Genomic DNA, 11,753 nt, shown 5'->3' on the forward strand with positions numbered 1-11,753 from the left:
ACGCGAAGCGGGCCGGGCACTCGGTGAGTGCCCGGCCCGCGATCGGGTGACGGATGTCGCGTCAGGCGTTCTGGCGACGGCAACGCAGGATCAGCAGCACGCCGCCACCGACGAGGGCGAACGCCGCGGCGATAATGCCGGCAAGGGCAGCCAGATCGGTGCCCGTCGAGGCGAGCCCGCCCGAGGCATCCGGAGCCTGCGCGCCGGGCCCACCCGGCTGCCCCGGCCCACCCGGCTCACCCGGCCCGCCCGGCTCGCCGGGCCCACCAGGCTGACCCGGCCCGCCCGGCTCACCGGGCCCACCCGGCTCGCTCGTGTCGGCGGGCGCCTCGACGCCCGGCTCGGTGACCCACTTCGTGCCGTCGGCGTACTTGGTGATGGTGAACTCGTCGAACACCTCGCCGAGCTCCTCCGTCACGGTCGACCCGTCCTGCTTCAGCGCGACCACGGCCCGGTACCGGATCGTCTCCTCGGAGACGTCGATGACCTGGTACCCCTGCGTGTCGCCCGCCCGGGTCACCTGGCGTGCGCCGTTCTGCGTCCACACGTTGTCGTCGGCGTCACTCAGCTCGTACATCTTCGGGCCCGACACCGATACGGCATACACGGGCCCGGTCGACAGCCCTTCGACCTCGGTCTCGTGCTCGAGGAGATGCCCGCGGCCGTAGCTGTGGTCGTGCCCGTTCAGCACGAGGTCGACGTCGTGCGCCTCGAGGATCGGCAGCCACGCGTTGCGCACGAGCGCGTTGTCGCGGCCGGCCGACGTCGAGAACACCGGCTGGTGGAACGTCACGATCGACCAGTGGTGCGGGTTCTCCGCGAGCACCTCGTCGAGCCAGTCGCCCTGCATGCGCAGGAAGATCTCGATCGCGGACTCGCAGCGCTCGAGCTCGCACGCGGGCACCACGTCGGGGATGAACTGCGCCACGCCCGAACCCGGGTTGTCGTCGAGCGAGATGACCCGGACGCCCTGGTAGTCGACGTAGTACGCCGACTCGACCAGGTGCTCGGCGATCTTGTCCTCGAACGCGCGCGTGTACGCGTCCTCGGCGGTCGCAACGGGGCCGTTGCGCGGCTGCTCGACGTGCGAGCGGTACTGCGTCAGCGGCTGGTCGCCCGAGTACTCGTGGTTGCCCGGCGTCGTGATCGTCGGGATCGTCGCCGTGAACGGCTCCTGCGCGCGGAACCACTCGGCCCACTGCACGTCGCGGTCCGAGTTGTTGATCAGGTCGCCCGCGTGCAGCGCGAACGCGGCCTCGGGGACGTCCTCGAACGCCATTTGCGCGACCGGTGTGAAGCCCGCCGTCAGGTCGTTCTGCGCGTCGCCGAACCCGAGGAACGTGAACGCCCCGTCGGCCGCAGCGGTCGTGAACGCGAACCAGTCGCTCCAGTGCTCACCCGAGCCCACGCGGTACTCGTACCCGGTCGCGGCCGCGAGGCCGTCGATCGTCGCCGAGTGCGCACGCGACGCGTAGTCCCACGACGCGAACGTGATCGGCTCGCTCGAGTCCGCGGACACGGTGCGGGCCGCGGCGTCGCCGCCGGCCTCGCGCACCTCGACCGTGCCGGTCTCGACGGCGGCGTCGGTGCGCCACGTGACGGCCACCGAGGTGGCCGGGTCCTCGGTCGCGCTCAGGATGACCCGTGACGGCGCCGCGGTCGGGATCGCCCACGTGGTGTCGGGCGCCTCGCCCGGCTCCTCGGGCACGACCGGCTCGGCGAGGCTGCCGTCGCGGCCCGCGGCGACCGATCCGACGACGACGCGCGCGAACTCGCCGGACGCCTCGAACTCCATGCTGCCGAGGTACATCGTCGCGGCCCCGCTCGCGGTCGCCGCGAACGTGGTCTCCGCGCTGAACACGATCTCGAGCGCGGCCGACGCGCTGCCGCCGGCCACCGCCCGGATCGGCGAGACGGTCGCCGTGACCGTGCTCGTCGCCGTGCCCGTGACGTTGCCGCGCAGGCCGGGCGCCTGGTCGAACAGGTCCTCGCCGAAGAGCGCGCCGATCAGGGCGTCCATGTCGGTCACCTCGGTCTCGGCGGTCACGACGACGGGGGCGGATGCCTCGGCGTCGACGTCGACCGACTGACCCAGCACGGTGAGCCCCTCGACGTCGACGTTCGCGCTCGTGGCGGCGTCGATCGCGCGAGGCGCGGTCGCGGTCGCGGCGATCGAGTCCAGGCGCACGACCTCGTCGAGGCCGAAGACCGCGCTCGCGATGCCGTCCTCGGCGACGAGCGGCGACGAGATCGCCAGACCGTCCGCGTCGACCGATGCGCGAGCGCCGGCCTCCTCGAGCGCGTTCGTCACGCCGAGGCGCGCGAACGACAGGCCGTCGAGGGGATCCTCCTCCTCGACGAACCGGCCGGTCTCGCCGGGGTCGGTCTCGGGCGTGCCGTGCTCGGCGTACGCGACGCGGTCGTCGCCGCCGATCTCGGTGTCCTCGAGCTCGGCGTTGAACAGGTCGGCGAACGCGCCGCCCGCGATCGAGCCGGACGCCGGGACCTCGCGGTGCTCCACGACGACCGCGGACGACACCGCCTGCAGGTCGACCGCGGGCGAGGCATCCGCGTCGAGGGCGTAGGCGCCCAGGTGCGCGACCAGCAGGGTTCCGGTGACGGATGCATCGATGGTGCCGATGACGCTCTGGATGTCGACGTCCCACCGGGCGTCGACGGTGAGGCGCAGCGCGGCACCGTCCGGGGCATCCGCGTCGCCCGCGCCGTCGTCAGCGGGACGCTCGGCCGTGACCGTGATCTCGCCCGCGAGCCGCGCGTCGGTGACGTACCCCGCGTAGGCGGCGCCGTCTTCAGGGCCGACCAGGGAGCTGAGCACGAGGGCCGGGTCGGTGACCTCGAAGGGTGCGCTCCGGGTCGTCGCCGGCACGCCGGCGGCGGTGTCGACCGCCTCGCCGAGCACCGACAGGCCCGAGACGGTGTTGGTCGCGACCGACCCCGTGGCGATCTCCGACGTCGCCGAGCCGACCGTGGCGAGCTCGGTCACGCCCGTGACGGACGCGAGCTCGGGGAACAGGGTGGACAGGTCGAGGCTGACTTCGTCGATCGTCGAGGTCGCGGTGAAGCCGTCGGCGGTCGCCGTGGTGCGCGCCGTGGCGGGGCCGGCGTGGATCGCGCCCGACGTCGCCTCCCAGTTCGCGCCGTCCTGGCAGTCCTCGAGGTCGTCATCGCAGACCTGGCCGGGGACCGGGCCCGCGGGCGTCAGGCGCTCGAGCGTCGCGCCGGTCTCGCCCGGGGCGATGATCGGGGTGCCGACGCCCGGCACCGCGTGGTGCGCGAACGCGCCGATGCGCTCGTCGAGCTCAGGCGACAGCAGCTGCGCCACCTGGCCCGTCGTCGTGCCGGTCGCGCGGAGCGCAGACTGCTCCGCGATGAGCGGCTGCGCGCCCACCGTGCCGGCCGGGGCGGCCGCTGCGGCGGAGCTGCCGGCGAAGGCCACCGCCGCTCCGAGGATCGCCGCGACGCCGAGCGCCGCTCCTCGTCGTATCGCCGGCTTCGTTGGTCGGTCGACCGCCATGTCGTCTCCTCTGTGCGTCGGGGGTGGGTGCTGCGCTGGGGGTATTGCGCGTCGGGGTGACGACCGAGACCGTAGAGCCGCGGGGTGAACGACGCGCGTCGACAGGTAAACGGGGGAGGGCCGCCGGATTGCAGGTGTTGGTGTGGATGCTGGCGGTGGGCGCGTGCGGGGTCTCGATACGCTCGCTGACGCTCGCTACTCGACCAGCGGGGTAGTGGAGTCTTGATATACTGCGCTCCTATGGCTGTGTTGGCAGGACCGGGTTCCGTTCCGGGTGCAGGGCGGGTCGGAGCTCGCGTCGTGTTCGGTGCCGCCGGCGCAATACTGAGCGGAGCGCTGATCGGCGGGCTGATCTCACCGTCGTGGGCGGGTGCGGCCGAGAGCGGCCCGGGGGCCGAGCCCGCGGTGCTCGGCGGGTTCGCGTTGGGTGACGGGGTCGAGGGCCTGGTGGATGCCGCGTCCGGGGCGTTCTCGTTCGCGTTGCCGGTGGCCGGGGTGTCGGTGGGGTGGGACTCGCGGGCGGCCGCGGTCGACCGTTCGGGGCTCGGCGCGGGCTGGTCGGTCGCCGGGCTCGCGCACGTCGACACCGAGGGCGGGGTTCGGGTGTCGCCCGCGTCGGGTGGGATGTTCCCGGCGGACGCGACGGTGCCGAGTGGCTTGTCGGGGTACCTGCTGGGGGATGTGGTGTTCCGGCAGCGGCCGACGGAGATCCCGGCGCGGGCCGACGGGCGGCGGGGTAACGTGTCGGCGGCATTCGAGCTGGTGGAGTCGGGCGGGGTGCGTACGTTCTTCACGGCGACGGGTGACCCGGTCGTGCGGATGGATGCCAATGGGAACCGTTCGGACTGGGAGTGGAGCGGCGGGCACCGGCTGATGCGCGTGATCGACGTTGCCGGGGTCGTGACCGAGCTGGACTGGTCGGATCCGGGGCGCGTGAACGTGCTCACCGGCGCGGGGTCGAAACGGCGCGCGACCGGGACGGTCGAGCTCGACGGCGGCCGCGTCGCGGCGGTGACGGATGCCTCGGGCGGCCGTGTGCACGTGGGGTACACGCCGGCCGGGCTGGTCGGCCGGCTCGCCGGGGTGTCGGGTGCGGCGACCGAAGTGTCGTGGCAGGGCCTGACCGATGGCCGGGCCGCAGTCGACCGGGTCCGGGTGGTCGACACCGGCACCGGGGCCGAGCTGTCGATGCGGGAGTGGTCGGCGCAGGCCGGGCTGGCGTCGGGGTGGCCCATGCAGAGCGCGCCGGTGGCGGCCGGTGCGGCAGCGACTGGAGCCGACGCTGACGGCTCTACGACGTCGGTGTCGGACGGGGTGAGCACGGTGACCTCGGAGTTCGACGGCCGGGCGCGGTTGCTCGAGCGTGAGGTCGAGTCGGCCGGCGGATCGGGTTCGGTGGTGTGGCAGCGGCAGGCGTACACCTATTCCGAGATCGACCTCGGGGCGGCGATCCCGCCGCAGTATGCGCACCCGACCGGGGTCACCGTCACGCACCTGAACGCCGTCGGCGGGCAGCGGGAGGCGACCGAGACGTTCGAGTTCGACGAGCTCGGGCGGATGACGAGGCAGGTCGCGCAGGACGGCACGGTCACTGAGACGACGTTCGACGGGGTCGTCGGCGAGGGCGAGCTGGTGCCGGTGGGGCTGCCGGTGGTGCAGCGGGTCACGGCACCCGACGGGCTCGTGGCCGAGACGCGGCACGAGCTGAATGCGAACCGGACCGCGCACGTGGTCACCGAGACGTTCTCCGGCAGGGTCGGCGACGCGGACCTGATGCGGACCGGCCGAGCGGAGTTCGACGTCGCTGCCGACGGATTCGTGACGGCCGAGCGGACGTTCCCGCAGGGCGGCGCGGGCACGCCGATCGTCACGCGGCACGAGAAGGGCGTCGACCTCGTCGCGGGGACCGTGACCACCAGCACCACGGCCGCGGCGGGCACCGATTCGGCGGCGACCGCGACGCAGGTCACCGACCTGCTGCACGGCGTGGTGCTGCAGGAGACCGGGCCGACCGGCGCGGCGGCGTCGGCCGCGTATGACGGCCTCGGGCGGCCGATCGAACTGACCAACCCCGACGGTGAGGTCGCGACCAGCTACGACTACACCGACTACGGCACCACCACCACCCGCACCCACCCCGACCACCAACCCCCCGCCAGCCCGGGCGTGCTCGTCGGTGACGCGCATCGCAACCCGTTCCAATACGCCGGCGAATACACCAACCCCACCGGCACCCAGCACCTCCAGATCCGCACCTACGACCCCGCCACCATGCGGCTGACCAGCACCGACCCCGAACCCCAGCACAACCGCTACCACTACGCCGCCCTCAACCCCATCACCCTCGCCGACCCCACCGGACGCATCCCCGCACTGCCCAAATGGGTCGGCTTCGCCATCGCCGGGGTCGGCCTCCTCGCGGCCGCGATCGGCCTCGGCCTCGCGGCCGGCGGGCTCGCGACCGTCGCGGCCACCGCGATTGGAGGCGCACCGCTGACCGCGAAGCTCGCGCTCAGCGCCTCGATCGTCCTCGCCGGAGGCTTCGATCTCGCCGCGAGCGGCGTGGCCCTGGCACATGAGATCGACCCGAAGTTCCTCGACCACGAGGTCGCCTTCGGACTCAGCGTCGCGAGCGCCGGTGTCGGCGGCATCACCCTGTTCGCCGGTTTCTTCACTCGCTCGATCGCGCGGATCGACGTGAACAAACTCAGATGGCTGGGAGCCACCGAGGAGCAGGCCGAGGCCATCCGGTTCGCCGAAGAGCTGGTTGGGATCAAGGCGCAGGCGGCGCTCGGGCAACTGCAGAAGGGCCGATTCGAGACGCACGCTCTGGTGTTGGATCTTCATCGCACGGTGGGCATGGCGGCCAGCACCGGCGGATGGAGCGCCGAGAAACACCTGGCGATCCTCGATGAGCTGTTGAGGGGGCCGCAGCTGACGTCCGGTGCCAAGCGCCTGCGTTTCTTCGTGACCACGGAGGCGTCGACCCTCCGCGACCTCTCGAACGCGGAGTTCTACGCACGATATCTCCGCGGAGCGGACGTGACGCACGCGATCGACCAGGTGCGTGTCGAGCTGCGACCCGGCTTGAGAGAGCTCGAGTTCGAGGCGCTGAAGGGGGTGGTCACCAAGACGCAAACCGCCGCGGGCGCGACGACCACTCGTGCCTACCCGTTCAAGAACCTTGAGATCAGTCCTGGTTCGTACTATGGCATGGCATACGAGTTCCGCGGTCCCGACGGTGGCGTGATCTACATCGACCATTGCCGTGCACTCGACAAGCCGTGGTCACCCGCACACGCCTTCGGCCCAGAACACGGGAGTCCCGCGGTCTGAAGCCGCCACACGAACTCGGCTCCCGAGTCCTGCTGGACTCGGGAGCCGATTGGTCGGGGTGACAGGATTTGAACCTGCGACCTCTTCGTCCCGAACGAAGCGCGCTACCAAGCTGCGCCACACCCCGGTGGCCCGAAGGCCTCAACAAGAATAGCCCATAAACCGCACCCCGCCCGACCACGCGCCACCCTCCGCTCGTCGAGTAGCTACGGCGCCGGCACCAGCGTCAGCAGCGTCGCCTCGGGTGGGCACGCGAAGCGCACGGGCGCGAAGATCGAGGTGCCGAGCCCCGCGGACACATTGAGGAACGCCGACCGCAGCCCGTGCCGCCACACGCTCAGCCCCTTCACCTGCTGGCGCGGGATGTCGCAGTTCGTGACGAGCGCCCCGAACCCGGGCACGCACACCTGGCCGCCGTGCGTGTGGCCCGCGAGCATGAGCTGCGCGCCGTGGTTCACGAACGAGTTCAGCACGCGCTGATAGGGCGCGTGCGCGACGCCGATGGTCACGGTCGGTCGCGGGCCGGCGACGGATGCCTCGTCGAGCCACGACTCGTCGCCCAGCGGATCGTTCGCCCGCAGCTCGTCAATCGCGCCCGTGATGAGGTCGAGGCGGTCGTAGCCCTTGTGCGGATCGTCGACGCCGAAGAACTCGAGCCGGGTGCCGTTGATCTCGAGCGCGGCCGCCGCATTGTCGAGGTCGATCCAGCCGAGCTCGTCGAAGTACGCGTGCAGTGCGTCGATGTCGAGACGCTTCGACCGCGGCACGTGGCCCGAAGGGCCGCCGAAGTAGAGGAACGGGTTCTTCACCACGGGCCCGAAGTAGTCGTTCGACCCGTTCACGAACACGCCCGGCACACCCTCGAACCGGTCGAACGCGCGGCGGATGCCGTCGAGCCCGCGCTCGTGGCCCAGGTTGTCGCCCGTGTCGACGATGAGGTCGGGCTGCAGGTCGGCGAGGGTACGCACCCACTCCTGCTTGCTCGTCTGCCACGGCGCCATGTGCAGGTCGGAGAGGTGCAGCACGCGGATCGGCCGGGCCCCGGCCGGGAGCACCGGCACGTCGACCCGGCGCAGGGTCCAGCGCGTGCGCTCGACGAGCGAGCCCCACGCGAACGCGGCAGCCCCCGCCGCGCCGATCGCGAGCGCGATCCGCGCGACGGGGGAGAGGCTACCGGTGCTCAATCGTCGCCGTTGCCGTTCTGACCGCCGCCGCCGAACGTGACCTGAACGGCCGTGTCGCGGCGCACCGCGGTGTTCGGCGCGGGGTTCTGCGCGGTGACGACCTGGTTGCCCTGACCGTTGCCCTGCAGCTTCAGCCCGGCCTGGTCGAGCGCGGACTTCGCCTGCTGCTGGGTCATGCCGGTGAGGTCGGGGACCGTCGTGCCCTGGCCGTTGCTCGTGAACACGCGGATCAGCGAGCCGCGGCCGGCCTGACCGCTCGGGTCGGTGCCCGACACGGTGCCCGCGGGCTGGCTCGAGTCCTGCTGGCCGCCGTCCTCGACCTGGAAGCCGGCCTCCTCGAGCGCCTGCTTCGCGTCTTCGAAGGAGAGGCCCGTGACCTGCGGGATGTCGATGAGCACCTGGCGGAACGCGGTCGACTCGGGCTCGGGGAATGCGTCGCCGCCGTACTTCGTATCAGCGCGCTCCATGATCGTGCTCCACATGCGGTGACGCGCGGTGGCGGCGGGGCCACTGTCGAACGAGAGCGAGCGGAGGTTCGCGTCGTTCACGACGTTGCCGACCCAGACCGCGGTCGCGACCTTCGTGCTGGACCCGATCATCCACGTGTCCTTGGCGCCGTCGGTCGTACCGGTCTTGCCGATGTGGTCGATGCCGGTGTACGGGTTCGCGGCGGTCGCGGTGCCGCCGCCCGCGAAGGTCTGCTGCATGGCGTACGCCATGGCGTGCGAGACCTCGGGCGTGACCGACTGCGTGCACGCGGACTGCGGCGGCTGGATCTCGGTGCCGTCGGCCTTCACGATGCGGTCGATCACGATCGGCGAGCAGGTCAGGCCGTTGTTGGCGATGCCGGCGAAGGCCGCAGCCATGGTGACCGGAGCGACCTCTTGCGTGCCGAGCACGTCGGACGGGTTCATCTGCAGGTCGTTGCCGTCGGCGCGGTGGATGCCGAACGCCTGCGCGGTCTGCTTGATCTTGCACAGGTCGAGCTGCTGCGCCATGGCCATGAAGCTCGTGTTCACCGACCACGCGGTCGCGTTGACTGCGTTGTTCGCGATGCGGCCGTCGTCGTTGCGCGGGTTGAAGTTGCCGAACCAGTTGCCGTTGCAGCTGTCGGTGAACGACGTGAACGCGCGGCGCGAGCCGTTGAACGACTCGAGCAGCGAGTGCCCCTCGTTGAGCCACTCGGCGAGCGTGAACACCTTGTACGTCGAACCCGGCTGCAGACCGCTCGAGCCGCCGTTCTCGAAGTCGGTGCTGTAGTTGACCGACGTGTACGACGGGTCGGCGGCCGCGACCTCGGGGTCGGCCGAGTAGTTCTTGTTCTGCGCCATCGCGAGCACGCGGCCCGTGCCGGGCTGCACGCTGACCGCCACCGATCCGACGTCGAAGCGCGGGTCGACGAACGGCACGTTCTCGCGGATCGTGTTCTCAGCCGTCACCTGCAGCTCGAGGTCGAGCGTGGTGTACACCTGCAGGCCGCCCTCGTTGAGCAGCCGCAGACCCTCGTTGACGTCCTCCGTCGCGGGGTCGTCGTAGTGGTTCAGGATGGTCGTGCGCACATAGTCGCAGAAGAACGCGCTGCCGCCGGCCGTCTGGCAGCCGGTGCTGGGGGGAGTGACCACCGGCGTGACCGGCGTCGCGACCGCGCCGTCGTACTCCTCCTGCGTGATCTTCCCGTACTTCAGCATCTCGTTGAGGATGTAGTCGCGGCGCTCCTTGTTCGCCGCGTACGGCACCGGCTCGCCGGCCTCGTTCACCGTAGCGGCCCCGTTCTCGGCGTCCTCGGGCATGTCGAGACGGAACTTCTCGGGGTGGTTCACGATCGCGATCAGGCTTGCGGCCTCGGGCAGCGAGACATCCGCCGCCGACTTGCTGAAGTAATACTGAGCCGCCGCCTCGATGCCGTACACGCGACCGCCGAACGCGGCGATGTTCAGGTAGCCGAGGAGGATGTCGTCCTTCGAGTACTTCTTCTCGAGGGCGATCGCGTACCGCATCTCTTTCAGCTTGCGCTCGGGCGTCGTCTCGGTCGCCTCGTCGTACGCGGCCTGCTTCTCTTCTTCGGTCTGCGCCTCGCGCACGCCGTTGTTGATGAGCACGTTCTTCACGTACTGCTGCGTGATCGACGAACCGCCCTGCGTGGCGCCGCCGATGACGTACTCGTTCAGGAAGGCACGCATCGTGCCCTGGATGTCGACACCGCCGTGCTCGTAGAACCGCGGGTCCTCACCCGCGATCGCGCTGTCCTTCACGTACTGGCTGATCCGGTCCCACGGGACCGCTTCGCGGTTCTCGGAGAAGAAGGACGCCAGCGGAACCGTCGCGCCCTCGGAGTTGGTCGCGTAGATGTCGGTCTTCTCGGAGAGTTCGCTGATGTCGAGGTAGCCGGGGAGGTTCTCGAACATGGTGATGCTGTTGCTCGCGGCCATGCCGGTGACGGCGAGGGCCGGCGTCACCGCAGCGGTGACGAGCACGCCGGCGAGAGCGCTCATGCCGACGAAGCCGGCGAAGCCGGTCGCGGCAGCACTCATCGAACGTTTCTGGGCAGACATAGGATGGAGCCTAACGGAGAAGGCTGAGGAAACCCGTTAAGCGGGGAAGCGCTGAAATCCCGCGCCGACACGCCGTTTCCCGCCGGAACCGTCCGATTCGGACGCGACCTGCGCACGAGATGTGCCGGTCGCTCCGACGCATCGTCGAGACGAGGAGCCCATGCAGGCCTGGGAGTACATCACCACCCCATTGCTCATCCACAACACCGCCGCGATCCTCAACAACTGGGGCTCGGAAGGCTGGGAGCTCGTGCAGATCGTGCAGGGGCCCGAGGGCGGGCTCGTCGCCTACCTCAAGCGGCCCGTGGGCGGCGAGACCTCGGCCGCCGCAGCGGCGGGTGCCGCCGCATCGGCCCAGGCCGCGAAGCAGTTCGAGGGTCAGCAGTGAGCGCGGAAGGCGCGGGCGCTGCCGGCGGCGCGTTCGAGGCGCGGCTCGCTGAGCTCGGCATCGAGCTGCCCGACGTCGTTCCGCCCGTCGCCGCGTACGTGCCGACGGTCGCCTCGGGCTCGCACGTCTACACGTCGGGTCAGCTGCCGTTCGTGTCCGGCGCCCTGCCCGCGACCGGCAAGGTCGGCGACGGTCATGGTCTCGTGCCAGCCGACGACGCGAAGGCGTACGCGCGCACGTGCGTGCTCAACGGCCTCGCGGCGATCCGCGCCGAGATCGGCTCGCTCGACCGGATCACGCGCGTCGTGAAGGTCGTCGGCTTCGTCGCCTCCGACCCGTCGTTCACCGGCCAGCCCGGTGTCATCAACGGCGCCTCGGAGCTGCTCGGCGAGATCTTCGGCGACGCCGGCCGGCACGCCCGCTCGGCCGTCGGCGTCGCGGTGCTGCCGCTCGACTCCCCGGTCGAGGTCGAGCTCGTCGTCGAGTTCGCCTAGCGCCGCCGCGCGCCGCCGCCGCGGGCCTCCGCGCCCGGCCGCGGCGCTGCGCGGGCACGGCAGACGAGGATATTAGTACTGGCGGGCTGGCGGGCGGTTGGCTACAGTGGGCGGCGAGGGCCCCCAGGCCCGACTTCACGGTCGAGACCCCACAGATCCGGTCCGGGGGTCTTCCTCACGCGCAGACGGATGCCTCGGCGAGCACGCGGCTGAACTGACCCCCGGGAGTTGGACTGAGTAATTCAGTTTCGGCTCCTGGGGGTT

General features: G+C 71.0%; 6 protein-coding genes and 1 tRNA gene. 3 read left to right on the forward strand and 4 right to left on the reverse strand.

Annotation, left to right across the window (positions count from 1 at the left end; genetic code table 11):
- Nucleotides 1–61 precede the first annotated feature (61 nt).
- On the reverse strand, nt 62–3,535 hold the full coding sequence (locus RH864_RS16810) for a metallophosphoesterase family protein (RefSeq protein WP_310518729.1): 3,474 nt from the start codon (nt 3,533–3,535) through the stop codon (nt 62–64).
- 240 nt (nt 3,536–3,775) lie between these two features.
- On the opposite strand from RH864_RS16810, the gene RH864_RS16815 reads away from it, so the two are divergent.
- Complete coding sequence (locus RH864_RS16815) at nt 3,776–6,871, forward strand: RHS repeat-associated core domain-containing protein (RefSeq protein WP_310518730.1); 3,096 nt, start codon at nt 3,776–3,778, stop codon at nt 6,869–6,871.
- Between the two features lie 50 nt (nt 6,872–6,921).
- Here RH864_RS16815 and RH864_RS16820 read toward each other — a convergent pair.
- From RH864_RS16820 to RH864_RS16830, 3 genes are all read right to left on the reverse strand, one after another.
- Nucleotides 6,922–6,998: transfer RNA gene (locus tag RH864_RS16820), tRNA-Pro, on the reverse strand.
- 79 nt (nt 6,999–7,077) lie between these two features.
- Nucleotides 7,078–8,055, reverse strand: a complete 978-nt coding sequence (locus tag RH864_RS16825; RefSeq protein ID WP_310518731.1) for a metallophosphoesterase — start codon at nt 8,053–8,055, stop codon at nt 7,078–7,080.
- Nucleotides 8,052–10,607, reverse strand: coding sequence for a transglycosylase domain-containing protein (locus tag RH864_RS16830; RefSeq protein ID WP_310518732.1), 2,556 nt, complete (start codon nt 10,605–10,607; stop codon nt 8,052–8,054). Before RH864_RS16830 ends, RH864_RS16825 begins: the two co-directional genes overlap by 4 nt.
- A gap of 160 nt (nt 10,608–10,767) precedes the next feature.
- Between RH864_RS16830 and RH864_RS16835 the strand changes: the two genes are divergently transcribed.
- Together RH864_RS16835 and RH864_RS16840 are read left to right on the forward strand one after the other, a co-directional pair.
- Complete coding sequence (locus RH864_RS16835) at nt 10,768–10,995, forward strand: hypothetical protein (protein ID WP_310518733.1); 228 nt, start codon at nt 10,768–10,770, stop codon at nt 10,993–10,995.
- Nucleotides 10,992–11,489 (forward strand): RidA family protein, encoded by a 498-nt coding sequence (locus RH864_RS16840; RefSeq protein ID WP_310518734.1) that lies wholly within the window; start codon nt 10,992–10,994, stop codon nt 11,487–11,489. The genes RH864_RS16835 and RH864_RS16840 overlap by 4 nt, the downstream gene beginning before the upstream one ends.
- Nucleotides 11,490–11,753: the final 264 nt, after the last annotated feature.

The organism is Agromyces aerolatus, from assembly GCF_031432255.1.
Taxonomy (GTDB): Bacteria; Actinomycetota; Actinomycetes; order Actinomycetales; family Microbacteriaceae; genus Agromyces.